Annotated in this window: 24 protein-coding genes; 10 read left to right on the top strand and 14 right to left on the bottom strand. The window is 72.4% G+C overall.

From position 1 onward, the window contains the following. Window positions 1–79: 79 nt before the first annotated feature. Window positions 80–778 carry a GntR family transcriptional regulator gene (locus tag ACIBUY_RS35355; protein WP_365575255.1) on the bottom strand — a complete coding sequence of 233 codons (699 nt, stop codon included), beginning with the start codon at window positions 776–778 and terminating at the stop codon, window positions 80–82. 132 nt (window positions 779–910) lie between these two features. On the opposite strand from ACIBUY_RS35355, the gene ACIBUY_RS35350 reads away from it, so the two are divergent. After that, entirely contained in the window at window positions 911–1,723 is an 813-nt protein-coding gene (locus tag ACIBUY_RS35350; protein ID WP_399154828.1) for a putative hydro-lyase, read from the top strand. Window positions 1,724–1,970: 247 nt separating this feature from the next. Here the strand turns inward: ACIBUY_RS35350 and ACIBUY_RS35345 are convergent, their stop codons facing one another. The 5 genes from ACIBUY_RS35345 to ACIBUY_RS35325 form a co-directional block, all read right to left on the bottom strand. Continuing rightward, window positions 1,971–2,807 (bottom strand): SGNH/GDSL hydrolase family protein, encoded by an 837-nt coding sequence (locus ACIBUY_RS35345; protein WP_365575261.1) that lies wholly within the window; start codon window positions 2,805–2,807, stop codon window positions 1,971–1,973. Further along, window positions 2,804–3,955 carry a glycosyltransferase gene (locus ACIBUY_RS35340; protein WP_399154827.1) on the bottom strand — a complete coding sequence of 384 codons (1,152 nt, stop codon included), beginning with the start codon at window positions 3,953–3,955 and terminating at the stop codon, window positions 2,804–2,806. Before ACIBUY_RS35340 ends, ACIBUY_RS35345 begins: the two co-directional genes overlap by 4 nt. Then, window positions 3,952–5,076: a glycosyltransferase family 1 protein gene (locus ACIBUY_RS35335; protein ID WP_365575267.1), complete on the bottom strand. Its 1,125-nt coding sequence runs from the start codon at window positions 5,074–5,076 to the stop codon at window positions 3,952–3,954. The genes ACIBUY_RS35340 and ACIBUY_RS35335 overlap by 4 nt, the downstream gene beginning before the upstream one ends. A gap of 226 nt (window positions 5,077–5,302) precedes the next feature. Beyond that, window positions 5,303–6,718, bottom strand: coding sequence for a HEAT repeat domain-containing protein (locus tag ACIBUY_RS35330; RefSeq protein WP_365575270.1), 1,416 nt, complete (start codon window positions 6,716–6,718; stop codon window positions 5,303–5,305). Between the two features lie 280 nt (window positions 6,719–6,998). Beyond that, a complete protein-coding gene (locus ACIBUY_RS35325) occupies window positions 6,999–7,391 on the bottom strand; it encodes an ankyrin repeat domain-containing protein (RefSeq protein WP_399154826.1) in 393 nt (130 codons plus the stop codon). 281 nt (window positions 7,392–7,672) lie between these two features. Here ACIBUY_RS35325 and ACIBUY_RS35320 point away from each other — a divergent pair, with 281 nt between their 5' ends. Beyond that, the gene (locus tag ACIBUY_RS35320) at window positions 7,673–7,867 is read left to right on the top strand and encodes a hypothetical protein (RefSeq protein WP_018534760.1); all 195 of its coding nucleotides are present in this window, start codon (window positions 7,673–7,675) and stop codon (window positions 7,865–7,867) included. 37 nt (window positions 7,868–7,904) lie between these two features. Next, window positions 7,905–9,497: a hypothetical protein gene (locus ACIBUY_RS35315; RefSeq protein WP_365575275.1), complete on the top strand. Its 1,593-nt coding sequence runs from the start codon at window positions 7,905–7,907 to the stop codon at window positions 9,495–9,497. Here ACIBUY_RS35315 and ACIBUY_RS35310 read toward each other — a convergent pair. Continuing rightward, window positions 9,494–10,993 carry a PLP-dependent aminotransferase family protein gene (locus ACIBUY_RS35310; protein WP_365575278.1) on the bottom strand — a complete coding sequence of 500 codons (1,500 nt, stop codon included), beginning with the start codon at window positions 10,991–10,993 and terminating at the stop codon, window positions 9,494–9,496. The two genes, ACIBUY_RS35315 and ACIBUY_RS35310, sit on opposite strands and share 4 nt — an antisense overlap. Window positions 10,994–11,091: 98 nt before the next feature. Between ACIBUY_RS35310 and ACIBUY_RS35305 the strand changes: the two genes are divergently transcribed. The 4 genes from ACIBUY_RS35305 (at window position 11,092) to ACIBUY_RS35290 (ending at window position 14,572) form a co-directional block, all read left to right on the top strand. After that, complete coding sequence (locus tag ACIBUY_RS35305; RefSeq protein ID WP_365575280.1) at window positions 11,092–11,778, top strand: hypothetical protein; 687 nt, start codon at window positions 11,092–11,094, stop codon at window positions 11,776–11,778. Beyond that, window positions 11,775–12,542: a glycerophosphodiester phosphodiesterase gene (locus ACIBUY_RS35300; protein ID WP_365575283.1), complete on the top strand. Its 768-nt coding sequence runs from the start codon at window positions 11,775–11,777 to the stop codon at window positions 12,540–12,542. Before ACIBUY_RS35305 ends, ACIBUY_RS35300 begins: the two co-directional genes overlap by 4 nt. Window positions 12,543–12,587: 45 nt before the next feature. Further along, on the top strand, window positions 12,588–13,943 hold the full coding sequence (locus ACIBUY_RS35295) for an MFS transporter (RefSeq protein ID WP_399154825.1): 1,356 nt from the start codon (window positions 12,588–12,590) through the stop codon (window positions 13,941–13,943). 254 nt (window positions 13,944–14,197) lie between these two features. After that, window positions 14,198–14,572 (top strand): RNA polymerase-binding protein RbpA, encoded by a 375-nt coding sequence (locus ACIBUY_RS35290; protein ID WP_003977404.1) that lies wholly within the window; start codon window positions 14,198–14,200, stop codon window positions 14,570–14,572. Window positions 14,573–14,692: 120 nt separating this feature from the next. On the opposite strand, the gene fxsA is transcribed toward ACIBUY_RS35290, so the two are convergent. From fxsA to ACIBUY_RS35270, 4 genes are all read right to left on the bottom strand, one after another. After that, window positions 14,693–15,289: an FxsA family membrane protein gene (gene fxsA, locus ACIBUY_RS35285; RefSeq protein WP_399154824.1), complete on the bottom strand. Its 597-nt coding sequence runs from the start codon at window positions 15,287–15,289 to the stop codon at window positions 14,693–14,695. Between the two features lie 46 nt (window positions 15,290–15,335). After that, window positions 15,336–16,118, bottom strand: coding sequence for a polyprenol monophosphomannose synthase (locus tag ACIBUY_RS35280; protein WP_399154823.1), 783 nt, complete (start codon window positions 16,116–16,118; stop codon window positions 15,336–15,338). Window positions 16,119–16,536: 418 nt separating this feature from the next. After that, complete coding sequence (locus ACIBUY_RS35275) at window positions 16,537–18,150, bottom strand: amidohydrolase (protein ID WP_399154822.1); 1,614 nt, start codon at window positions 18,148–18,150, stop codon at window positions 16,537–16,539. A 111-nt stretch (window positions 18,151–18,261) separates the two neighbouring features. Then, on the bottom strand, window positions 18,262–18,702 hold the full coding sequence (locus tag ACIBUY_RS35270) for an Lrp/AsnC family transcriptional regulator (RefSeq protein ID WP_018534770.1): 441 nt from the start codon (window positions 18,700–18,702) through the stop codon (window positions 18,262–18,264). Between the two features lie 128 nt (window positions 18,703–18,830). On the opposite strand from ACIBUY_RS35270, the gene ACIBUY_RS35265 reads away from it, so the two are divergent. After that, window positions 18,831–18,959: a hypothetical protein gene (locus tag ACIBUY_RS35265; protein WP_365575298.1), complete on the top strand. Its 129-nt coding sequence runs from the start codon at window positions 18,831–18,833 to the stop codon at window positions 18,957–18,959. Between the two features lie 191 nt (window positions 18,960–19,150). Further along, window positions 19,151–19,594 carry a hypothetical protein gene (locus ACIBUY_RS35260; protein WP_365575301.1) on the top strand — a complete coding sequence of 148 codons (444 nt, stop codon included), beginning with the start codon at window positions 19,151–19,153 and terminating at the stop codon, window positions 19,592–19,594. A 6-nt stretch (window positions 19,595–19,600) separates the two neighbouring features. On the opposite strand, the gene ACIBUY_RS35255 is transcribed toward ACIBUY_RS35260, so the two are convergent. The 3 genes from ACIBUY_RS35255 to ACIBUY_RS35245 form a co-directional block, all read right to left on the bottom strand. Then, window positions 19,601–20,707, bottom strand: a complete 1,107-nt coding sequence (locus ACIBUY_RS35255) for a phosphotransferase family protein (RefSeq protein ID WP_399154821.1) — start codon at window positions 20,705–20,707, stop codon at window positions 19,601–19,603. A gap of 28 nt (window positions 20,708–20,735) precedes the next feature. After that, window positions 20,736–21,809 carry a hypothetical protein gene (locus tag ACIBUY_RS35250; protein ID WP_399154844.1) on the bottom strand — a complete coding sequence of 358 codons (1,074 nt, stop codon included), beginning with the start codon at window positions 21,807–21,809 and terminating at the stop codon, window positions 20,736–20,738. A gap of 618 nt (window positions 21,810–22,427) precedes the next feature. Then, window positions 22,428–23,591 carry an acyl-CoA dehydrogenase family protein gene (locus tag ACIBUY_RS35245; RefSeq protein ID WP_399154820.1) on the bottom strand — a complete coding sequence of 388 codons (1,164 nt, stop codon included), beginning with the start codon at window positions 23,589–23,591 and terminating at the stop codon, window positions 22,428–22,430. Between the two features lie 470 nt (window positions 23,592–24,061). Between ACIBUY_RS35245 and ACIBUY_RS35240 the strand changes: the two genes are divergently transcribed. Beyond that, the gene (locus ACIBUY_RS35240) at window positions 24,062–25,303 is read left to right on the top strand and encodes a glycoside hydrolase family 18 protein (protein ID WP_399154819.1); all 1,242 of its coding nucleotides are present in this window, start codon (window positions 24,062–24,064) and stop codon (window positions 25,301–25,303) included. Window positions 25,304–25,313 lie beyond the last annotated feature (10 nt).

Here is a 25,313-nt window from a genome sequence, read left to right as displayed (position 1 = left end):
GGCGACCGATCGACTGCCGATCGACTGCCGGTCGGCCACCAGCCGGACCTCGGTCGGCAAACGGCCGGGCCTCGGTCGGCTATCGATCGGCCGGTACCCGGTGCCCGTACGCCTGGACGAGACCGTCGCGGGAGTCGTCGAGGTACTGCGCGAGGAGTGCCTCCGCCTCGTCCCGTCGGCCGGCCTGCAGCGCTTCGACGATCGCGAGGTTCCGTGCGAGGTAGGGCTCGTGCAGGCCGCGCGGATCGTCCACGACGTGGAAGGCGAGCCGCAGTTCGGCCAGGACGCTGCGCATCAGTTCGTCGGTGCGCTCGCTGCCCGCGAGGGCGACGAGCTCCCGGTGGAAGTGGATGTTGGCGGTCGAGACGCCCTTCCACTCGCGCGCCTTGGCCGCGCGCTGCCCGTCGGCGACGGCGGCGGCGACCCGGTCGAGGGCGTACGGGGGCGTGCCGAGGGAGCGCACGACGGAGCACTCGATCATGCGCCGGGTCCGGTAGATGTCCTTGACGTCGTCGACGCTCAGGACGCGCACGAAGACGCCCCGGTTGAGCCGGTGCTCGAGAAGACGCTCGTGCGTGAGCAGCCGGAAGGCCTCGCGCAGGGTGTTGCGGGACACCCCAAGGGCGCCGCCGATGCTGTCCTCCGACAGGCGGGTGCCCGGCGGGAAGAACCCGTCGGCGATCCGGCTCCTGAGGATGTCCGCGACGCGCTCGGCGGTGCTGGTGCGGCCCAGCAGCGCGCGGTCGTCGGCGAGTGCGTTCAGATCTTCGGTGGCCACGGCCGAATTCAAGCGCACCGGGAAGAACGAAACAACGTAGGTATTGAGGGATTGTTCAACGATCCTCTACCTTGGCCTTCCGGGCAGACCCGGCACCGGGCCCCTTCTGTCCGTCCCGCGCTCACCGGCTCCATGGGAGGAACTCCTGTGCCCCGTACGGAAGAACGCACCGCCACCTGGTCCCCGTCCCGCGCCCGCACCCACTTCCGCGCGGGAGCGAGCACCCCGACCGCGGGCTGGTCGCGCGGACACACGCAGGCGAACCTGATCGCCGTACCGGCCGACTGGGCCTACGACATGCTGCTGTTCTGCCAGCGCAACCCGAAGCCGTGCCCCGTCCTGGACGTCACCGACGCCGGTTCCTGGACGACGGTGCTCGCGCCTGGCGCCGATCTGCGCACGGATCTGCCGCGCTACCGGGTCTGGCGGGACGGCGAATTGGTGGCCGAGCCGACCGACATCGCCGAACACTGGCGCGGCGACCTGGTGTCGTTCCTGATCGGCTGCAGCTTCACCTTCGAGTGGGCCCTTGCCGGGGCCGGGGTCCCGCTGCGCCACATCGAGCAGGACAAGAACGTGCCGATGTACGTCACCACGCGCGCGTGCCGACCCGCCGGCCGCCTGCACGGGCCGCTGGTGGTGTCGATGCGGCCGGTGCCGCCGCAGTCGCTGGACGCCGCGGTGCGGGAGAGTTCGCTGATGCCCGCGGTGCACGGCAGCCCGGTGCACCTCGGCGCCCCGGACCAGCTGGGCATCGTCGACCTCGGCTCGCCCGACTTCGGCGACGCGGTGGACCTCGAGCCGGGCGACGTCCCCGTGTTCTGGGCCTGCGGCGTGACACCACAGGCGGCCGTGATGGCGTCCCGGCCGCCGTTCGCGATCACGCACGCGCCGGGGCACATGTTCGTCACGGACACGCGCGACGCCCAGCACCGCGTCTTCTAGGGGGTGTCTTCAAACTCCCTCCCCCAGCCTTCGGCCGGGGGGACCCCCACGCCCGGAGGGCGGCCTTGCGGCGTCTGGTGCGTGCTCTGGGGGTCCCCCCGGCCGAAGGCTGGGGGAGTGCCGGGTGCCGACCCTCGTACTGGATGTACTTGGGTCTGCGCCCGGTGCGGCGAGAGTGCGTGCCAGGCGTCGTGAGGCTGGGGGCACCTCCCAGCGTTAGCTGGGGGAGGGAGTTTGAAGACACGCCCTAGGGCGTCGACAGGGCCGAGAGCGCCGCGGCAACCCCGCTGGACGCCCGCAGATCGAGCCGGGCGCTGGTGCCGCGCAGTCCGTGCCGCACCTCGTCGGCCGCGAGTGCCAGCAGCTGCGGCAGCAGGTCGGTGCAGCGCCGGGCCACCCAACCGGTACCCGCGGTGGCCAACCACCAGAAACCGGCCGTACGGGTCGGTGCGGGCGACTCCGGTTCGGTGCTGGGCGCCGGGCCGCGGGCCGCCCCCGAGGCGGTCAGTTCGGCATGGAAGCGGGCGGCGAGCAGCCGGTGTCCCGGCTCCCCCGGGTGGAGCCGGTCCGCGCTCCACATGGCGCGGTCGGCGACCCAGTCGCCCTCCGCGGCGTGCACATGGACCGCTCCGTGCCGTTCGGAGAGGGCGTGGACCACGGAGTTGACCGCGCGCTGGCGACGCGCGAGCGGGCGGGCCAGGGCCCCCGGCAGGCCCAGCATCGCGCCGGGGTCGGGCAGGCACGCGGTGAGGACGACCGCGCCCCGCTCGGCGAACGCGCCGTAGACCGCGTCGAGATGGGCGGCCACGGTGTGGATGTCGAAGGTGCAGCGCAGGGTGTCGTTGACGCCGACGACGACGGAGACGATGTCGGGCGCGAACGCGAGCGCATCCGGCAACTGGCGCCCGCGCACGTCGGAGGTCTGTGCGCCGCTGACCGCGAAGTTCCGGAACTCCACGGGGACTTCGGCGGGCGCGAGCCCTTCGGAGAGCAGTGCGGCCCAGCCCCGCCACCCGCCGTCGACCGGATCGCCGATCCCTTCGGTGAGGGAGTCACCGAGCGCCGCGAACCTGAGCGCCTTCATGCCGTGCCCCTTTCCCGCACCCGCACGGGCGCCTCGTGAGCCGCGAGGAACGCCTCCACGGCGGTGCCCCACCCGAAACACTCGGCACGCGCGCGTGCCGCTTCCCTGCGCTGCCGCGTGGGCCGCGCCAGCACCTCCCGCACCGCGTCCGCGAAGGCCGCACCGCTGTCGCCCGCCACGGCACCCGCCGCGCCGACGACCTCGGGCAGCGCCGACGACGCGCTCACCACGACCGGGGTGCCGCAGGCCAGCGCCTCCAGCGCGGCGAGCCCGAACGTCTCGGCGGGCCCCGGCGCCAGGCACACGTCGGCGGCGGCCTGCAGCGCGGCGAGCGCGTCCCGGTCGACGACGTGGCCGAGGAAGTCGACGGGCAACCGCCGTGTCCGTGCCCGCTGTTCGAGGCGCGTGCGCAGCGGCCCGTCCCCCGCGACGACCAGCCGCACCGGCACACCGCGCCTGCGCAGCTCGGCCACCGCGCCGAGCCCGGTACCGGGCCGCTTCTCCACGGACAGGCGCGTGCACATGACGAGCAGAATCTCGTCCACGCGCGCGTGCCGCCCTCGTACGCCGCTGTCGGCGGCCCCGGGACGACAGCGCTCGAGGTCGGCCCCGAGCGGCGCCCGGACGACGTTGCGCGCGCCGATGCGGACGAACTCCCGCTCGGCCCACTCCGTGGTGCACACCACGCGCGCGTAGGCGTGTGCGGTACGGGAGTTGAGCACGTCGGCGGCGCGCCGTGCGGCGCCCTCGGGCAGGCCCCAGGTGCGCAGGACGCCGTGCGCGGTCTCGTGGGAGACCATCACCGCGGGCACCCGGGCGCGGCGCGCCCACTCGCCCGTCCAGCGCAGGGTCGTGCGGTCCGAGACCTCCAGGCGGTCGGGCCGCAGCTCCTCCAACAGCCGTGCCAGACGCCTGCGTTCGGTGAGCACGCGGTACCCGCCGCTGCCCGGGAGCAGGGCCCCGGGCAGCGAGAGGACACGCCCCTGTGCGCTGTCCGCGTCCGAGAACCGCTCCCCGGGCACGATCAGCACCGGCTCGTGCCCGGCGGCGCGGTAGCCGGTCCCCAACTCCCGCAGGGCGGTGCGCAGTCCGCCGGAGGCGGGCGCGACGAAGTTCGCGAGCCGGACGATGCGCAGCCCCGCGCTCATGCCGCCACCGCCGTCCGTGCGTGCAGGACGTCGGCGTAGTGCTCGACGAGCTGGTCCCCGACGGCCTCCCAGGTCCGCCCGGCGACGGCTGCCCGCCCGGCCGCTCCGTAGGCCGCCCGCAGCCCCGGGTCGGCGGCCAGCGACCACACGGCGTCGCGCACGGCATCGGCGTCTCCCGGTGGCACGAGCAGCCCGGTCCTGCCGTGCGCGACGAGGTCGAGCGGCCCGCCCGCGGCCGGGGCGATCACCGGGACGCCGCTGGCCATGGCCTCCTGCACGGTCTGGCAGAAGGTCTCGAACGGCCCCGTGTGCACGAACACGTCCAACGAGGCGAAGATCCGGGCGAGTTCGTCGCCGGTGCGCCGCCCGAGGAACACGGCGCCGGGCAGGGCGCCGCGCAGCGACGTCTCGCTCGGCCCGTCGCCCACGACGACTACGCGTACTCCGCTCAGCCCACACGCGCGGGCGAGCAGTTCCACCTGCTTCTCGGGCGCGAGCCGCCCCACGTAGCCGACGAGGAGCTCGCCGCCGGGGGCGAGTTCGGCCCGCAGCAGGTCGTCGCGCCGCTCGGGCCGGAAGCGCAGGGCGTCGACCCCGCGCGGCCACAGGCGGACCCGGGGCACCCCGTGCGCCTCCAGGTCGAGCAGAGCGGCGGTGGACGGGGCGAGGGTGCGGTCGGCGGCGGCGTGCACGCCCCGGATCCGCCGCCACGCCGCGGCCTCGCCCGCCCCCATGTACGTACGGGCGTAGCCGGCCAGGTCGGTCTGGTAGACGGCGACGGCGGGGATCCCTTGCCGCGCGGCGGCCGCCATGCCGCGCACGCCGAGCACGAACGGGCTGGCCAGATGGACGAGTTGGGCCCGGTGCGCGGCGACGGCCTGCGCGACGCGGCGGCTGGGCAGGGCGACGCGGACCTGCGGATAGCCGGGCAGCGGCAGGGACGGTACGCGGACGACCGGGCAGGGTGCGCCCGCGTCCGCCTCGGGCCCGGCGGCGGTGGCCGGGGCGACGACGAGGGGGTCGTGACCGCGGGCGGCGAGGTGCCGCGCGGTCTGCAGGGCGCAGTGCGCCACACCGTTGATGTCGGGCGGGAAGGACTCGGTCACGATGACGACTCGCATACGGGAGTTCTCGCCGCGCCGGACGTGGCCACGTCAACGTGGATCTTTCCTGGCGAGGAACGTCCCATGAGCGTTGCCCCGCCCGGGAAAACAAGGGGCAACGAGGGCGAACAACGGGAGGCGGCCCCTGACCGACGGGCCGCCTCCCGTACACGAACCGGCTACGTCAGCCGGTCACATCGGCTGGTCACGCCCACCGGTCGCATCTGCTGGTCGCGTCCGCCGGTCACAAGGCCGTCGTCGGGTCGGATCCGATCCTGGCGCGGACGGCGGTCTGCACCTCGGCCTCCTCGGCCGGATCGGCGGCGAGCCTGCGCAATTGGTCGACGACCCGGGCGTCACCGGTCTCGGCGTGCCGTGCGGCGATCTCGCGGGTGGATTCCTCGCAGTCCCACAGGCACTCGACCGCGAAGCCCGCGGGGAAGGAGGCGTCGGTGGCGGCGAGGGCGCGGGCGGCCTGCCCGCGCAGATGGGACGAGGCGGTCTCGCGGTAGACGTGGCGCAGTACGGGCGCGGCGCCCGCGATGCCGAGGCGTCCGGCGCCGTCCACGAGGGGCCAGAGGGTGGGGGCGTCGGGCCCGTCGCCCCGGACGGCTTCGCGCAGGGCCCAGAGCACGAGGTCGCTGTCCTGGGCACCGCCGCGGCAGGCGAGCACCCGGCCGGCCGCGGCCCCGAGCGCGTCGGGCCGGGGGGCCCAGCGTCGGGCGCGCTCCACGGAGGCGACGCTGCGCATCCGCTCGAAGGCGTCGAGCGCGGCGTCCACGACGAGGCGTGAGGGTGATTCGACGGCGGCCTCGATGAGATCGAGCACGTCGGGATCGTGGGCGTCGGAGAGGTAGCGCAGGGCGGTGCAGCGCGCCCCGTCCGTGCCGTCCTGCGCGGCCCGCAGGATCTGCGCACGGTCCTCGGGTCCGGCGACCGCGGACAGGCAGCGGGCAGCGGGCACGTACAGCACGGCGCCGCGCTCGAAGCCTTCCTGCGCCCAGTCGAAGACGGCCTGCACGCTCCACTCGGGGCGCGGCCCCGACGGCCGCATCTGTCGCTGCCAGCGGTCGAAGGAGCCGCCCTCCTGTGCGGCACGCACGCGTGCGCCCACATGGGGCCGCGGATCCTCGGCCCACAGCCGCCAGGGCCGTGGCTCGAAGGCGTCGCGGACGGCGGCGACGAGGTCGGCCTCGGCGTCCGCGGGGAATCTGGCGAGGATCGGCTCGGCGAGGGCGCGCAGGCCCGCGTCGTCGTCGCGCAGGGCCAGCTCGTCGAGAGCCCAGGCCCAGTTGCCGCCGAACGCCGCGTACCTGCGCAGCAGCTCGAGAGCGTCCCGCCTGCCGTACGAGGCGAGGTGGCCGAGGACCGCGAGCGCGAGCCCGGTGCGGGACTCGTCGGTGTCGAGGACGTCCTCGGGATCGAAGAGGTGCCGCTCGATCTCCCCGAGCTCGCCGTGGAGGTCGAGGTAGAGACGGGCGTAGTACAGAGAGCGGTTCTCCACCTGCCAGTCGTGGCGGGGGTCGCTCAGGACACAGTGGTTCAGAGCCGCGAGAGCCTCGTCCCGCGGCGCCGTCAGCGCGTGCAGGGTGCCGTCGCCGCGGCCCCTCTGCAGCAGGCCGAGCAGCGTACCGCTGGGCGCTATGAACGGTTCGAACATGGGAAACAGCCTCACATCAAGCGTCGACGCAACCGGGAACCTGCAACTACCTGGCCACGCGACAACACGTCGGAGCGCCCGCCGTCTTTTGCTTGCTGTAAGCCATCTCTCTGCCTCTCGTCCAAGGCCCGAATCCGGGCCGCTTACGGCCCACGCGGCACGTGGGCACCACCTGCCCCGCCGTCGCGTCCGTAAATCACGCCGTCATCATGACCCAGCGGTTCCGCCCGCCGCGACCACATTTCCCGCACCCCCGTTTTGCCTGGTCAGAGCCGGTGCTTCAGGAAGCTCCGAAGAGCTCCAGGAGCTCGGCCTTGCCGAACATCCGAGCCGTGTCGAGCGCCGACGGCGTCCCTGCGGTCGGATCGGCTCCCCCGTCGAGCAGCGCCCGGATCACGCCCTCCTCGCCCTTGAAGACCGCCCCGGCGAGCGGGGTCTGGCCCTTGTCGTTGGCGCGGTTGGCGTCGGCTCCGCGCGCGAGGAGCTCGCGCACGGCCTCCGAGTGCCCGTGGTAGGCGGCGAGCATGACGAGCGTGTCACCGCGGTCGTTCGTGAGGTTGGCCGGAACGCCCGCGTCCACGTACCCCACGAGCGCCTCCGTCTCGCCCCTGCGGGCGAGGTCGAAGATCTTGGTGGCCAGCTCCACGACCTCCGGGTCGGGGGCTTCGCTCATCGGCCGAACCGCCTTTCGCATGCGTGCTGGTACGACCGTGCGGCCGTACGAGTGAATCGCCAGAGTACTGCCCGCCGGGGCACATGAGCCGACCCCGCCGAGGCAAAGATCACCAGCAGTGCGGACGACCGTCCGGCAGCACGCCCGGGTGGCTCACCAGCCGCCTGCCGATTGGGTGAAATCTCTAAAAATCCACCCATTTGCACCTTTTATCGTATAGATACATGCTGTGAGCCTGGAAGAACTCATGGTGACTGTCCCCATCAACCAGGAGAACCCTCATGATCCTGTCCATCTCGGGCGTCGTGCTGCTCGGCATCATCGTCTTCCTGTTCTTCCGCAAGGACGGCCTCAAGGCTTCGCACGCCCTGGTCTGCGCCCTCTTCGGCTTCTATCTGGCGGGCACGGCCATCGCCCCGAGCATCAAGGCGGGCGGCGCGAGCCTGGCCAGCCTGCTCGGCGGGATCAAGTTCTGACGGACCACTCACCCGCACACACCTTCAGGAGACCGACGTGGCCAGGCGTCCACTTCCCCGCATTCTGAGCACCGGCAGCGCCCCCATCGCCCGAGGCCGGGAAGTGGCTACCCGTAGCCGGGAAATGGCCCGGACGGCCGCCGACGGCGCCACCGACGTCCTCCACCCCCTCATCACGATCACCCGCGGACTGCGCCGCCTCGCCTCGGCAGGACGGCGCAAGTGGGCGGGCACCCCCAAGGACCGACGCGGACCGCTGCTGTTCCTGGTGGCCGCCGTGGTCCTGGTCGTGGTGTTCCTTCCGTACGGGCCGCTGCTGGCGCTCATCACCCTGATGGCGGCGGCCGCATGGAAGGGACGCGACCCCAAGCAGCCGGAGCCGACCGGCCCCGACGAGTCGCAGGTCCAGCGGCTGTCCTCGCTCTACGAAGCACTTGTCCCGTATTTCTCCGTGCCCGAGGACCCGAGCCCCCTGTACGCACACGGGGGCGAGTGGGAGAAGGCCTTCGAGACGTACGACTTCGACGGCGACGGCCGCTTCGACCGGCTGTCCATCCGCTACCCCGCCTACTTCACCGACGGCGAGGCCGAGTCCCGCGCCCGCATCGAGCAGTTGCTCCACGCGAAGCTCGGCCGGGGCCGCGAGTACCACTTCCTGTGGGACGAGGAGGGCAACCACCTGACCGTGACGGTCCTCGATCCGCTGCCCACGGACATCGCCGCCCAGCGGTTCGTGACCTCCCCCGGCGAGACCGTCCTCGGCTTCACGGACGAGACCGGCGTACAGCGCACGTTGCCGGTCATGGACGGTGAGGAGCAGCGGGACGTGCCGCCCGTCGTGTGGCGCACCGGCATCCGCTCCACCGAGCCCCATCTGCTGATCGTCGGCCAGCCAGGCAGCGGGACGACGTCCCTCGTCCGCTCGATCGCGCTCCAGGCCCTGCAGCACGGTGACGTCCTCGTCGTCGAGGGCAGCGGCACCGGCGACTTCGCGTGCCTGGTCGGGCGCGACGGGGTTCTGGCCGTCGAGTGCGGTCTCGCGGGCGCGCTCGCCAGTCTCGAATGGGCCGCGCACGAGACCGAGCGCCGGCTGATCGCGGCGAACCGGGCCCGCCAGGCCGGGCACCCCGCCCCGGACGACATCAAGCGCCCGCTGTGGATCCTGCTCGACCGTCCCAGCGCCCTCGGGCACCTGGCGGCGGCGGACGGGCGCAAGGACCCGCAGACGCTGCTCCAGGTACCGCTGCGGCACGGCCGGGCGGCCGGCGTGACGGTGGTCGTGGCCGAGCAGTTCGACAGCCTCGACGGCCTGATCGAGCCGGTCCGGCAGCACACCCGCGCGCGCGTGGTGCTCGGTCCGGCCACGCCGGAGGAGCTGCACGACGTCCTCGGCACCCTGCCCCAGACGACGCCGACCGCCGACGTCCCGCCGGGTCGCGGCTATGCGCGTCTGGGTGCCGGACCGGTGCACCGCCTCCAGGTGCCGGCCACGCCCGACCCGTACGACGAGGCGACGAGCGAGGCCCATCGGCAGGCCGTGACGGCCCTGCTGCCGCGGCGCGCGACCCCCGCCGACGCGACCGGGACCGAAGCCGTCCCCGAAGAGGCCGAGGCGCTCGCGGAACGCTAGGCGATCAGGGTGCGCGGCACGTCCCCGCCCGCACCCTGGCCCACGCCGACCTGCCGGGCCGCCGCCGCGAGCCGCAGAGCCGCCTCGTCCGCGACGGCACCGCCCACGGTGAACGGCAGGCGCACATAGCCCTCGAAGGCGCCGTCGACACCGAACCGCGGGCCGGACGGCACCCGCACCCCCACCCGCTCGCCGACCTCGGCCAGGCGTGAGCCCGACAGGCCACCCGCCTTCACCCACAGGGTCAGCCCGCCGTCGGGGACGTCGAACTCCCAGTCGGGCAGCTCCCGGCGCACCGCGGAGACCAGGGCGTCCCGGTTCTCCCTGGCCTGGCCGCGGCGCAGCTCCACGGCCTCCTCCCAACCACCCGTGCTCAGCAGCCAGTTCACGGCCAGCTGTTCCAGGACGGGCGTGCCCAGATCGGCGTACGCGCGCGCGGCGACCAGGCTGCGGATCACGTCGGGGGCGGCCCGCACCCAGCCGATCCGCATGCCCGCCCAGAACGCCTTGCTCGCCGAACCGACGGTGATCACCGTGGACCCCGCGGGGTCGAACGCGCAGACGCGGCGCGGCATGGCGAAGTCCGCGTCGAAGTACAGCTCGGTCATCGTCTCGTCGACCACGAGCACCGTGCCCGCCGAACGCGCGGCGTCCACCAGCGAGCGGCGCTGCTCCTCGTCGGCGAGCGCCCCGGTCGGGTTGTGGAAGTCGGCGACCACGTACGCGAGCCGGGGCGCGGCCTCGCGCAGGACCTGCCGCCAACGGTCGAGGTCCCAGCCCGTCAGGCCGTCGGCCATGGCCACGGGCACGAGCCGCAGGCCCGCCTCGCGCATCAGCTGCAGGATGTTGGCGTACGACGGCGACTCGACGGCCACCCGCTCGCCGCGGCCTGCGAACAGGTGGCAGATCGCGTCGATGGCGCCCATCGCGCCGGTCGTCACCATGATCTGCTCGGGCATCGTCGGGATGCCGTGCGCGGTGTAGCGCTCGGCGATCATCGTGCGCAGCGCGGGCAGGCCCGCCGGATAGTCGCCGTGCGTGTGGGCGTACGGCGGAAGCTCTTCGAGAGCGCCCTGGACGGCGCGGGTCAGCCACGGTTCGGGGGCGGGCAGGGCGGCCGTGCCGAGGTCGATCATCGAGCCGAGGGCCTCGGGCGGCAGGGGCTCGAGGCCGCGCGCCGGGAGCGGGTTCCCGGCCGGGACGGCGGTCCAACTGCCCGCTCCCCTGCGGGACTCCAGGAAGCCCTCGCCGCGCAGCGCCTCGTAGGCGGCCGCGACGGTCGTGCGGCTCACCGAGAGTGCCAGCGCCAGTTCGCGCTCGGCAGGCAGCCGCGTGGCCACCGGGACGCGGCCTTCCAGGACGAGCAGCCGGATGCCGTCGGCCAGGGCACGGTAGGCGGGCGGGCGGCGGGTGCCGGGACCCGCCGGGCGCGGCTGCTGCGAGGTGAGCAGCCGGGCGAGCTGGGTCGAGCCGATCGCCGAAGTCCACTGGGCCATGCAGACCAGTCCACCTTCCCCGAATTGGCCATGGTTGGCATCCGATTCCGAGCCACAGAGTGTCATGAGTCAGGCCACTACCACTACAGGGGGACCTCTTGTCCACGTCGCAGCCCAGCCCGCCCGGCCCGTCCGGCCCACCCGGTCCCCTCCCGCGTCGCCTCGTCCAGCTCTACGTGGGTCTGGTCCTGTACGGCGTGAGTTCCGCGCTGATCGTGGAGGCGGGACTCGGCCTCGAGCCGTGGGACGTGCTGCACCAGGGGCTCGGCGAGCTGACGGGCCTGTCCATCGGGGTCGTGTCGATCGTCGTCGGCGCGATCGTGCTGCTCCTGTGGATCCCGCTGCGCCAGCGGCCCGGACTCGGCACGGTCTCCAACGTCTTCCTCGTCGGCCTCTCCATGGACGGCACCCTCGCCGTCGTCCCGGACGTGCACGCCTACGGGGCGCGCATTCCGCTGCTGGCCGCCGGGATCGTGCTCAACGGGATCGCGACCGGCCTCTACATCGCGGCCAGGTTCGGCCCCGGGCCGCGGGACGGCCTGATGACCGGACTGCACCGGCGCACCGGCCGCTCGATCCGGCTGATGCGGACGAGCATCGAGGTCGCCGTGGTGGTCGCCGGGTTCCTGCTCGGCGGCTCGATCGGCGTGGGCACGGTCGCCTACGCGCTGGCGATCGGCCCGCTCGCCCAGTTCTTCCTGCGGGTCTTCGCCGTCCCCGCGCCGTCCACCGGCTCGACCGTGGTCGCCGGGGCGTCACCGCGGCGGGCGATACTGCGACGGTGACCGAGCCCGTACGCCACCCCTACCTCGACCATCCCGGGCCGCTCGCCCTCGCCCATCGCGGCGGCGCGGCGGACGGCCTGGAGAACACTGTCGCCGCGTTCCGCCGTGCCGTCGGACTCGGCTACCGGTACATCGAGACGGACGTGCACGCCACGGCCGACGCCCGTCTCGTCGCCTTCCACGACGAGACGCTCGACAGGGTCACCGACGGCAGCGGCCTGATCGCCGATCTGCCCTGGGACGACGTGCGGCACGCGCGCGTGGCGGGCAGCGAACCGGTGCCGCTCTTCGAGGAGTTGCTGGAGACGTTCCCCGACGTGCGCTGGAACGTGGACGTCAAGGCGGAACCCGCGCTGCTCCCCCTCCTCGATCTGCTCGAGCGCACGCGCGCGTGGGACCGCGTCTGCGTCGGCTCGTTCTCGGAGGAGCGCGTCGCCCGGGCCCAGCGGCTCGCGGGCCCGCGCCTCGCCACGTCGTACGGCACCAAGGGCGTGCTCGGCCTTCGCCTGCGCTCGTACGGGATACCGGCCGGGCTGCGCCGCTCCGCGGTGTGCGCCCAGGTGCCCGTGGCCCAGTACGGCGTGCGCGTGGTCGACGAGCGCTTCGTGCGGGCCGCCCACGCGCGCGGGCTGCAGGTCCACGTCTGGACGGTCAACGAAGAGGACGAGATGAGACGCCTTCTCGACCTCGGGGTCGATGGCATAGTTTCCGATCACATCGAGACGCTGCGCGACGTCCTCAAGGACCGGGGAAGCTGGATCTGAGCCCCGCTCGCGGCGTCGCACCACGGGGACGGCAAGGGGACACGGGTGGGCACCGACACCGTGCGGGAGACGGCGACCGGGGCCACCGCCCTCGCCGACCGCAAGCGCGAACAGCGCGGCTGGTACTTCTACGACTGGGCCTGCTCGGTCTATTCGACGAGCGTCCTGACCGTGTTCCTCGGCCCCTATCTCACCTCGGTGGCCAAGGCGGCGGCCGACGCGGACGGCTTCGTGCACCCGCTGGGCATCCCGGTGCGCGCGGGCTCCTTCTTCGCCTACACCGTGTCGCTTTCTGTCATCCTGTCGATCTTCGTGATGCCGCTCGCGGGCGCAGCCGCCGACCGTACGGGCCGCAAGAAGCCGCTGCTCGCGATCGCCGCCTACGTGGGCGCGGCCGCCACGACAGGCATGTTCTTCCTGGACGGTGAGCGCTATCTGCTCGGCGGCGCTCTTCTGGTGGTCGCGAATTCCGCGCTCGCCGTCTCGATGGTGCTCTACAACTCCTACTTGCCGCAGATCGCGTCCCCGGAGGAGCGCGACGCGGTCTCCTCGCGCGGCTGGGCCTTCGGCTACGCGTCGGGCGCCCTCGTGCTCGTCGCGAACCTGGTGCTGTATTCGTCCCACGACACCTTCGGTGTCTCCGAGGCGACGGCGGTGCGGATCTGTCTGGCGTCGGCGGGCGTGTGGTGGGGCGCATTCACGTTGGTGCCGCTACGCCGCCTGCGCGACCGGCGCTCGACGCGCGCGCCGGGTGGTGCGACGCCCGGACTGCGCCAACTGACGGCCACGGTGAAGGACATGCGCCGCCATCCGCTGACGCTCTCCTTCCTCCTCGCCTACCTCGTCTACAACGACGGCGTGCAGACCGTGATCTCCCAGGCGTCGGTGTACGGCTCGGAAGAACTGCGCCTCGGGCAGTCGACGCTGATCGTGGCGGTGCTCCTCGTCCAGGTCCTGGCGGTGGCCGGGGCCCTGGCGATGGGCCGCCTCGCGCGCACGTACGGCGCCAAACGCACGATCCTCGGTTCACTGGTGGCCTGGACCGTGACGATCGGGGCGGGCTACTTCCTGCCCGCGAAGGCACCCACGTGGTTCTTCGTCCTCGCCGTGGGCATCGGCCTCGTCCTCGGGGGCACCCAGGCCCTGTCGCGGTCGCTGTTCTCGCACCTCGTACCGGCCGGCAAGGAAGCCGAGTACTTCTCCGCGTACGAGATGAGCGACCGGGGCATGAGCTGGCTGGGGCCCCTGGTGTTCGGGCTCGCCTACCAGCTGACCGGGAGCTACCGGGACGCGATCGTGTCCCTGGTGGCGTTCTTCCTGATCGGTTTCGCCCTGCTGGCGCGGGTACCCGTCCGGCAGGCGGTGCGCGACGCGGGAAATTCTGTACCCACCCGGATTTAGCACCTGAAGCCAAAGGCCGGTAGTGTACGCGGTTGGCCTGCCAGGCGTACCGTTACTGCACGTCAAGAATGTGAAGCGCCAGGTGACATCTGGTGTCAGATGTGACAAACCGGGCGTTGGTGGGTACAACAAGGGGCGGCTACGACGGCGACGCATGACCCGGAACGGGAATCTTTACCGCCGACCGGACGTTGACCGGATGACGACGACAGCGACACCTGTCCTGTGGGCGACAAGCCCGGGAGGCACGATTCATGAGTGAGCGAGCTCTTCGCGGCACGCGCCTCGTAGTGACCAGCTACGAGACGGACCGCGGCATCGACCTGGCCCCGCGCCAGGCCGTGGAGTACGCATGCGAGAAGGGCCATCGTTTTGAGATGCCCTTCTCGGTGGAGGCCGAAATTCCGCCGGAGTGGGAGTGCAAGGTCTGCGGGGCCCAGGCACTTCTCGTGGACGGTGACGGCCCTGAGGAGAAGAAGGCGAAGCCTGCCCGTACGCATTGGGACATGCTGATGGAGCGACGCACCCGCGAGGAGCTCGAAGAGGTCCTCGAGGAGCGTCTGGCGGTCCTGCGGTCGGGCGCGATGAACATCGCGGTCCACCCGAGGGACAGCCGCAAGTCGGCCTGACCCTGCGGGGCTGGAGAAGTACGCAGAACGGCCGGGGGCCGGACACACATCGTGTGTCCGGCCCCCGGCCGTTCGTCATGACAGCCGTTCGTCATGACGGCCGTTCGTTCGTCATCACCGCTAGGGCATGAGCGGCGGGCGCGGGTCCGTGTCGTCCCGGTCGTCCCGGTCGTCCCGGCGCACGTACTCGTCGTCGCGGATCACTTCGCCCTGGATGACGGTGCCGTCGGGGTGGTGCATGCGCGCCTGCTGGAACGCGCTGCCCAACGAGCCCGGGGTGGCCACGCTCATCTTCTTCTCCAGCGTCCGCTCCGTGTAGCGGCTCAGGGCTGTGCGCAGCGGCGGGACGAGCAGGAGGAGGCCCAGCGCGTCCGAGATCAGCCCGGGGATCATCAGGAGGAGCCCGGCGAGCAGCAGCAGTCCATTGCCCTGCCGGCGCTGTTCTCCGGCCTCCACGATGCCCTGCTGCTGGCGGCGCAGCGTCTCGTTCAGGTTCTGGAAGGCCCGGCGGCCCGCCGCCTTGATGACGACGGCGCCGAGGACGATGCCTGCCAGCAGGAGCAGGAAGAGCGTGAAGCCGCCGACCGCTCCCGCCACCACCGTGAGCAGCCAGATCTCCAGGACCACCCACGCGGCGACGCCGAGCGGCAGGAGCGTGCGGACCCGGGAGCGCCGGGCTCCGGCGGGCCGGTTGCGGGACGGGGTACCTGTGGTCATGTCCCCAGTGTGCCTGGGGACACGTCCGAGTGGCGTAAGCGGAGGATCAAGATCCCTTGGGGGCCGCGGGGCCGCGGCCGAGGATCTTGCCGACCCGCTCCCCCACGCCCCAGGTCGTGACCCGCCACAGGGCCTCCACGACGATGTCCTTGCTCATCTTCGAGTCACCGAGCTCGCGCTCGACGAAGGTGATCGGGACCTCGACCACGTGGTACCCGGCCTTCACGGCCCGGCGGGCCAGGTCGACCTGGAAGCAGTAGCCCTGCGAGGCGACCTCGCCGAGGCCGAGGCCCTCGAGGGTCTCGCGGCGGAAGGCACGGAAGCCGCCGGTGACGTCCCTGATCGGGACGTCCAGCATCAGGCGCGAGTACGTGGAGCCGCCGCGGGAGAGGTACTCGCGGGACTTGGGCCAGTTCACGACGCGGCCGCCGGGCACCCAGCGCGAGCCGAGCACGAGGTCGGCGCCCTTGAGGGCGGTGAGCAGCCGGGGCAGTTCCTCCGGCTGGTGGGAGCCGTCGGCGTCCATCTCGATCAGGACGCCGTAGTCGTGCTCCATGCCCCAGCCGAAGCCCGCGAGGTACGCGGCGCCCAGGCCTTCCTTGCCCGTGCGGTGCAGGACGTGGACCTGGTCGTCGGCCGCGGCCAGCTCGTCGGCGAGCTTGCCCGTGCCGTCGGGGCTGTTGTCGTCGGCGACCAGGACGTGCGCCTCGGACACCGCCGCGCGGACACGACCGACGATGGTCGTGATGTTCTCGGCCTCGTTGTAGGTCGGGATGATCACCAAGGCCGTACCCAGAGGGCCGAACTTGCGCCCGCCGCCGTCGTTCACAGCTTCCCCTTAGAACTTCCGTGCACAGGGGACCACCATAGCGAGCGCCGCAGGTCGGGCCGACACTGCGGATCGGGGCCGGACGTCCTTCGGGCCGACCAGGGGCCCGCTGGCTGCGGGTCGACCGAAAGCCGTTGTCTACTGAACGCCCGGGCCCCACCCGGGTCGCACCTCGCCGACCGGCCGGAACGTTCCGGCGCCCCGTGGCGCGGGCGCCGGCCTGCGTTCTACGACTGCGTGGGCCTGCCCGGTCGCGCGAAAGGTGGTGGACCCGGCCGAACCTACCCGCCGACCGCGGAGGTCTGTCAACAGCCGTTTGACCTGGGCCTCTTCGCGAACTCGCCTGGTCAGGGCCGAGGATGCGCAGGTCGCGTGGGACGGCGCGGGGCCGGGATCCGGTGCGCGCCGCCCCGGTACATCACTCGTCCGGCCGTACGAAGACCGTCTGTCCGAACACGACCGTCCGCAGGCAGACCGGGAGGGCGGCGCCGGGCGTCAGGTCGGGCAGGCCCGGGGTGCCGGAGCGCGGGTCGGTGGACCAGCGGGCCACCCGGTCGTCGGGCGCCTGGACGATCAGCTCGTCGGTGCGCCACACGGCGTAGTCCGCGGGGGCGCCGGGCACCAGGACGCCCGCGTCGTCGCGGCCCACGGCGCGCCAGCCGCCGCGGGTGTGGGCGGTGAAGGCGGCGCGTACGGAGACCCGGTGCTCGGGCGTGCGGTGGAAGGCGGCCGCGCGGACGGTGCCCCACGGGTCGAGCGGGGTGACCGGGGCGTCCGAGCCGAAGGCGAGCGGGACGCCGGCGCGCAGCAGGGCAGCGAAGGGGTTGAGGGTGCGTGCCCGGTCGGCGCCGAGGCGGTCGGCGTACATGCCCTCCTCGCCGCCCCACAGCGCGTCGAAGGCGGGCTGCACGGACGCGGTGAGCCCCAACTCGGCGAAGGCCGCGACCGATTCGGGCGTCAGCATCTCGGCGTGCTCGACGCGGTGCCGGGCGGCGCGCACGCGGGCCAGGCCGACCTTCTCGGCGGCGGCGCGCATCCCGTCCACCACGGCGGTGACGGCGGCGTCCCCGATGGCGTGGAAGCCCGCCTGGAGGCCCGCCTCGGTGCAGGCGGCCACGTGGGCGGCGACGTCCTCGGCGGTCAGGTAGGCGGTCCCCGTGTGGGCCGCGTCGGCGTACGGGGCGTGCAGGCAGGCCGTGTGCGAACCGAGGGCGCCGTCCACGAAGAGGTCGCCCGCCGCGCCGAGCGCACCGAGGGCCCTGGCCCGCTCGATGTCTCGGTCGGCCCAGTAGCCGACGACGCGGGGGCCCGGCTCCGAGCGGGCGAGGTCGAGCAGGCCCGTGAAGTCGTCCTCGGAGGAGATGTCGGGGCCGCCGCACTCGTGGACGGACCCGATGCCGAGCGAGGCGGCGTGACGCAGGGCCGCGCGCTGGGCCTCCGTGCGCTGCTGGGGTCCCACGGCGCCGAGGGCGGCGGCGCGCACGGCGTGGTGTGCGTCGCGGGTGAGGGGTGCGTCGGGCTCGTACCCGGCGCGGTCGGTGATGCCGGGGACCAGGTCGAGCAGGGCCGTGCTCGCGACGGCGGAGTGCACGTCGATCCGCGACAGGTACAGGGGGCGGCCGCCGGTGGCCTCGTCGAGTTCGGCGCGCGAGGGCGGGCGGCCGTCGGGCCAGCGGGCGGCGTCCCAGCCGTGGCCGAGGAGGACCTTGTCCGTGGGGTGGGCCGCGGCGTGTTCCCGTACGAGGGTCAGGGCCTCGGCGCGCGAGCGTGCGGCCGTGAGGTCGAGCCCGGTGAGTGCGAGGCCGGTCGACGTCGTGTGGACGTGGGCGTCGGTGAACGCCGGGGTGACGAGGGCTCCGTCGAGGTCGACGACCTCGTCCACGCCGTCCGCGAACGCGTCCGCCGCGCCTTCCGAGCCGACCCAGGCGACGTGTCCTGCCTCCACGACCATCGCGGTGGCGAACGGGTCTGCGGGGCTGTGGACCTCGCCTCGGCGCAGAAGGACGGTGCGGGTGTTGGGGGGCGTGCTCATGGGGGACAGTTTCGCGTGCTGTCCGGGGGCGTTCCGACGCGGGGTCCCATTTGTCGCCGAGCCGCGTCGAGGTGCGGGCCGAGGAAACGCTCGCCCCGCGCCGGGGGCCGTCTAGATGCGCGGAGGCCTCGCCTCGTACGGGGTCGAGAGGACCACCGTCGTGCGGGTCGAGACTCCGGCCAGGGAGCGGACCCGGGCCAGGAGGTTCTCCAGTTCGTGCGGGGTTTCCACCCGCACCTTCAGGATGTAGTTCTCGTCGCCCGCGACGCTGTGGCACGCCTCGATCTCGGGGACGCCCGCGAGGCGTTCCGCGATGTCGTCAGGGGCGCTCGGGTCGAACGGCTTCACCGAGATGAACGCGGTGAGCGGCAGGCCGACCGCCTCGGGGTCGACGACCGCGGCGTAGCCACGGATCACGCCGCGCTGCTCCAGGCGGCGCACCCGCTGGTGCACGGCAGACGTGGACAGGCCCGTGGCCTTGCCCAGGTCGGTGTAGCTCATCCGCCCGTCCTTGACGAGCAGCTGCACGATCTGTCGGTCGAGCTCCTCCATGCGGCAGAACCTACAGGGCGGGTGATCGACCCGGATACCTGAGTGACGTCGGCAGAGGACCACCGCCCCGTGAGAACACGGCCGATCGGCCGGTGCCCCGGCCCGTGGAGAGGCGCACGATGGAAGGCATGAGGCACGTCGTGCATGAGATCTCCGCCCACCGGGCCACCGCGCTGGCCCTCGTCCTCTTCCTCGGCTGCGTGGCGTTCATCGCCTTCTGCGCCGTGCAGTACGCGCGGGCCGCCGGAGGGATCTGAGCCGGCCGGGGCGGCCGTTACGCCTACCTCCTCACCGGCACCTGCAATCGGCATGTGACGAAGACCACACCCTTCGAACAGTGTCCTGGCGCATGGCGCGATTACCCCGCGGACGGGGCGGGAAGTGCTTGCTGTGGCCGAGGCCGCGACTCATGGACAACCGCGCCGGCCCACCCGAGGGGGAGATTCCCATGCAGAGTGTGAAGCGTCCCGGACGCCCTGCCACGCGAAGTCGCAAGCAGACGGTCGTGGAGCCCCAGCCGGAGGGCGTCGAACCCGACGTCTTCGACGAGGACGAGACCGACGCGTACGACACCTTCGAGATGTACCGGGTGATCTGCCCGGACTGCGCCCAGCCCATCGCGCTCCTGGCGGACGAGGACGTCCTGCCCGAGCACGCGCTGTGCGCCTCGCCCTGGAACCCGTTCGGGCTCACCGTCTGCGCGGGCACCGGCCGTGCCGCCGCCGACGCGCGGCCCGCCGACGAGCAGACGGGCACTCAGGAGCAGGACACGTCCCTGCTGTTGACGCTGCCGCAGGGGCTCGACTGGCGCACCCAGCCGTTCTCGCACGTGGGCGGACCCGGCTCGCGCCCCATCCGGGTGCCGGGCCAGGCCTCGCGCCGCGCCGCCTGACCTACCTCAGGCCGACAGCCCCTCCCAGTAGCTGCCCTGCACCATGGCCCGCAGGCTGTCGTGGTGCAGGATCAGTGTGTCCGGGTCCGCGGGCACGGCGACCTCGCCGAAGTGGGCCTGGCGGTAGGCGACCCGCAGCATCACGACGGCGTGCCGCAGTGCCGCGTAGAGCGTGTAGAAGTCCATGTCGCGCGGGGTGTGGCCGGTGAGTTCGGCATAGCGCGCCTCCACCCGGTCACGGCGCAGGAAGTCCGGCAGGCCGCTCTGCCCGAAGCTCTCGGTGAGGTCCTGGAAGAACCGGTGCAGGTAGATCGTCCAGCCGAGGTCGACCTCGCGCGGGGCGAGCGCGGCCATCTCCCAGTCGAGGACCGCGGCGGGTTCGAAGCCGTCGTAGATGATGTTTCCGATGCGGGCGTCGCCCCAGTTGAGGACGGCGTCCCCGTCGTCCTTCGGCCACAGGGACTCGAGGCGTTCGAAGGCGGTCTCGATGAGCGGTGAGGGTGCCAGGCCGCCCACCACCCAGGCGTAGTACGCGCGTTGGGAGTCGACGTGGCGGCGCAGGGCGCTGCCCTCGCCCGGAAGCGTCAGGAAGTCCGCCTCGGCCGCCGGCACGCCGTCGTGCAGCCGGGCCAGCAACCGCAGGCTCGCGCCCTCCAGCCGTGCGCGCTCGCCGTCCGTCGCCGCGTGCAGCCAATTCCCCTCGTACGTATAGGGCATGACGTCGGGCGGGACGCGTCCTTCGACCCGCTCCATCACGAAGAAGGGCGCGCCGAGCGGGCCCGGGTCCTCCTCCAGCCACAGCACGCGCGGCACCGGAAGGCCCGTGCGCTCGGCCGCGAGACGCATCGTGCGGTACTGCCGCGGCATGTCGTACACCGGGAAGATCGTGTACGCCGACGGGTCCGCGGCGAGTCTCAACGCACAGGCCCTGACGGGTGGTTCGGGGTGTTCGATGTCAAAGAGGAGGGTCTCGCTCGACATGCCGTTGGACTCGGGGACGGTGACGTTCACCGCCTTCGCGCCGGGCAGCCTGCGCGCGAGCCACGCGGTGAGGCGGCGGGCGATCTCCTCGGGCTCGCGGGTGGACGTGCGGGGGCGCGGTGCGCTCGCCATGGCCGAACTCCCTTGGTGTGACGGGTGGTTACGGGCGCGCCGGCGCCACTGAATCGAATCCGGTGAATCCGCTCGGTTCGTGCCGCCCGAAGCTGCCGTGCTCGAAGATGCCGTGGCCGACCTGCCCGTCGAGGGTGAAGCGGGCCGCGTGGTCGATCACGCCGTAGGCGGCCAGGGGGTGCGCCGTGGGGTCGGAGAGGTCGTAGGCGCGGCGGTCGGTCCAGCCGCGCCCCTGCCAGGTGCCGTGCTGCCAGTCGTCGGCGGGCGGATAGCCGGCGCCGACGGCGAGCGGGGAGGAGGCGAGGATCTCGACGCCGACCTCGAGCGGCTTGCGGTCGACGGGGTCCACCAGGTGGATGACCGCGCTCTGCGGGTGGCGGGTGCCCGGGCGGTAGGTGATGTCGGTCCGGGGCCAGCCGAGTTGGCGGTCGCGGTGCCCTTCGCGGACGAGCGTCGCGTCGTTCAGGCTGCGGTACCCGTCGGCGTCCTCCTGCGTGATGACCATCAGGAAGCGGTCGTCGAAGCGGACCGGTGCCCAGATCCAGTGGAAGCCCTCGGTCGGGTGCTCCTCGGCGAGCCAGCCGCCCTCCTCACCGGGGACGGGCCGCACGCCCCAGCTGCGGTCGCGGGTCCCCGTCCAGCCGCGCACCTCGATCTCGCGTCCACCGATGCGCAGCCGCCCCTCGCACCGCCCGGCCTGTACGAACCGCCTGCCCTCCAGGGTGAGCCGGGCGCCGCGGCGCTGGGTGTGGTGCGGCTCCCACAGGGCCGGGAAGTCGGCGTGCCAGGTGATGTCGTACGAGAGTCCGTCGGGGTCGTCGGGGTCCGCCGCGCACGTCAGGACGAACTCCTTCAGCGGGCGCTCGACCTTGATCCGCAGGGGGCCGACCTCCATCCGCGTACGGCTCTCGTCGGTCAGCGCGTCCGAGGCGCGGGCGGCGTGCAGGGTGTCGCCGACGCGCAGGGTGGCGTAGGCGTCGATCACGCCGAGGTTCGGGTAGACGCCGAGTCCCAGGATGAGCAGGAACCGGCCGGTGGGGTCCACGAGATGGAAGATGCAGCGGTCGTAGGCGTTGCGGTCGCTCGTGGCGACGTGCTTCATCGACAGCGGCACCTGATGGATCGGGTACTCGTCGAACCCCACGGGTCGGTCGGCGGTCTCGTCTTCGGCCACGGCAAGTCTCCTTGGGCGCACGGCAGTTGACGTCGCCCGGAGGGGGTACGGCCCGCCCGGCGGCGGAGTTGACGGTACGTCAGCTAGCAGGCGCTGAACAGATGTTGACCGGACGTTCGACCTTCGACGGCCCGCGCGCACGGTTATGCCGCGAACTGACGCTCGATTGCGTCAATCGGTGACCTCTCCTGTCCCCCACACGTTGAGCTGGCATGACCCCGACGCAGACCACCGACCCTGCGCCCACCGGCCGACGCAGGCGCGTCCTCGTTCCCGTCTCCGCAGAATCGGTTCATCAGGCGCCCCACCAGGCGCACGAGTCACACCAGACGCACGCCTCGCACACGTCACACACCACTTCGCATGCCCCACATACCCCACACGCCTCGCATGCCGCGCACGGGTCACATGCGGCCCAACCGCTCCAGGACCCACCCATCTACCACGCCCTGATGACCTCCTGGGCCGACCGCGGCAGGACGCTGCCGGGGCACTACGACCCCGAGTGGGTGCGGCTCGTGGCACCCACCGTGCGCGCCGGGCAGTTCAGCGGGACTCAGGTCCCGCGAGGTGACGGGCGATGACCATGCGCTGGATCTGATTGGTGCCCTCGACGATCTGCAGCACCTTGGCCTCGCGCATCAGGCGCTCGACCGGGAAGTCGGCGGTGTAGCCATAGCCGCCGAGGACCTGCACCGCGTCCGTGGTCACCTTCATCGCGGCGTCGGTGCACAGCAGCTTCGCCATGGCCGCCTGCTTGGAGAACGGCCGGCCCGCGTCCCGCAGCCGGGCCGCGGACAGATACAGGGCGCGGCCCGCCTCGATCTGCGTCGCCATGTCGGCCAGCATGAACCTCAGGCCCTGGAAGTCGGCGATGGGCCGCCCGAACTGGGACCGGTCCGTCGCGTACGACACGGCCTCGTCCAGCGCCGCCTGCGCCACGCCGATCGCGCACGCCGCGATCCCGAGCCGGCCCGAGTCGAGGGCCGACAGGGCGATCTGGAAGCCCTGCCCCTCGTCCCCGATGCGGCGCGCGTCGCTCACCCGCACCCCGTCGAAGTGGACCTGGGCGGTGGGCGAGCCCTTCATCCCCATCTTCTTCTCGGGCACCGCCGCGCTCAGCCCCTCGGCGTCACCGGGGACCAGGAACGCGGTGATGCCGTGCGCACCGTCGCCGCCGGTGCGGGCGAGCACCGTGTAGAAGTCGGCGACGCCGCCGTGGGTGATCCAGGCCTTCGTCCCGGTGAGCACCCAGTCGTCACCGTCGCGCACTGCCTTCGTACGCAGGGAGGCGGCGTCCGAGCCGGACGCGGGCTCCGAGAGGCAGTAGGCGCCGAGCAGTCCGCCGCCGAGCATGTCGGCCAGCCACTCGGAGCGCTGCTGCTTCGTACCGAAGTTGGCGAGTGCATGGCAGGCGAGCGAGTGCACGCTGACGCCGAGGCCGACGGTCAGGCGCGCCGCGGCGAGCTCCTCGAGTACCTGGAGATAGACCTCGTAGGGCTGGTCGCCGCCGCCGAACTCCGCGTCGTACGGAAGGCCGAGCAGTCCGGACCCGGAGAGCAGGGTGAACGTCTCGCGCGGGAAGCGGCCCGCGTCCTCCTCCTCGGCCGCGCGCGGCGCGATCTCGCGCTGCGCGATGTCACGGACGAGCCGCAGCAGATCCTGCGCTTCGTCCGTCGGCAGCTGACGCTCGACTCCTGGCTCCGGCATGGCGACGCTCTCCTCCCTGGGCGGGCCCTGCGGCGACACGCGTGGGGTCGAGCGGCGCCGCCTGGTGATCACTACCGAGCCGGTGCCGCCCCTCCGGGTCACGGAAGAGCTGGTCAGCGGGTTCGGCGTGTTGAGTATTCCCGATATGGGGGCGCGCGTCACTAGTTAACGACCGCTTACTCCAGGTTTTTCGAGCGAGGGTCGAGCAGGGCGGGGAGCAGAAGTCGAGCGGGCCGCTCCGCGGCGATCGAGCGGACCTTTGCGCGGAGATCGTTCGAGGCGCCCGGCGGAGATCGAATGACCCGCGAAATTGGTTCGGACCATTGACCTCACTGGTCTAGTCCTCCTACTGTTCCGCTCAACGTCTTAACGCGTTCATGTCAGATCGTCGGACGGGCGCGCGATGACGGCTCCACTCAGGTCCACAGCACCACTTCCCCCCATGTTTCCCTCCCCCACGAGGAGACACGATGCTCAGACCGCACCTTCCCCGCGCGCGCTTCAAGGCGCTCGCCGCTGCCGCGTGTTGCGCCGTCCTCGGCGCCGGGCTGCTCGCTTCCGCGGGCACCGCCACCGCGCAGCCCGAAGTCAACTCCACGCAGGCGGCGGCCGGTTCGAAGGTCGTCGGATACTTCACGGAGTGGGGTGTCTACGACCGGAACTACCACGTCAAGAACGTCGAGACGTCCGGCTCCGCGGACCGGCTGACCCACATCAACTACGCCTTCGGCAACGTCCAGGGCGGCAAGTGCACGATGGGCGACTCGTACGCCGCGACCGACAAGGCGTACACCGCCGACCAGGCCGTGGACGGCGTCGCCGACACCTGGGACCAGCCGCTGCGCGGCAACTTCAACCAGCTGCTCAAGCTGAAGAAGAAGCACCCGAACCTCAAGGTCCTCTGGTCGTTCGGCGGCTGGACCTGGTCGGGCGGCTTCACGCAGGCCGCGCAGGACCCGGCCGGCTTCGCCCAGTCCTGCTACGACCTCGTCAACGACCCCAAGTGGGCCGGTGTCTTCGACGGCATCGACATCGACTGGGAGTACCCCAACGCCTGCGGCCTGTCCTGCGACACCAGCGGGCGCGAGGCGTACAAGAACCTGATGGGGGCGCTGCGTTCGAAGTTCGGCAGCAGCGCGCTCGTCACCTCCGCGATCCCGGCCGACGCCTCCGCGGGCGGCAAGCTGGACGCCACCGACTACGCGGGCGCCGCCCAGTACGTGGACTGGTACAACCCGATGACGTACGACTACTTCGGCGCGTGGGACGCACAGGGGCCGACCGCCCCGCACTCGCCGCTGACCGCGTACAGCGGGATCCCGAAGGACGGGTACAACACCGACGCCACCATCACCAAGCTCAAGGGCATGGGCGTCCCGGCGTCCAAGCTGCTGCTCGGCGTCGGCTTCTACGGGCGCGGCTGGACCGGCGTCACCCAGGCGGCGCCCGGCGGCACGGCCACCGGTCCGGCGGCCGGCAAGTACGAGCAGGGCATCGACGACTACAAGGAGCTCAAGACCAAGTGCCCGTCGACGGGCACGGTCGGCGGCACCGCGTACGCGTACTGCGGGAACAACTGGTGGAGCTACGACACCCCGGCGACCATCGCGGGGAAGATGGACTACAAGAACCAGCAGGGACTGGGCGGCACCTTCCTGTGGGAGCTGTCCGGTGACACCGCGAACGGCGAGCTGATCCACGCGATCAACTAGCCGGTTCCGT

This window comes from Streptomyces sp. NPDC050085 (genome assembly GCF_044460595.1).
Lineage (GTDB): Bacteria > Actinomycetota > Actinomycetes > Streptomycetales > Streptomycetaceae > Streptomyces.
The sequence above is the reverse complement of the archived record's forward strand: the minus strand, read 5'-3'. Positions and strand labels throughout refer to the sequence as shown.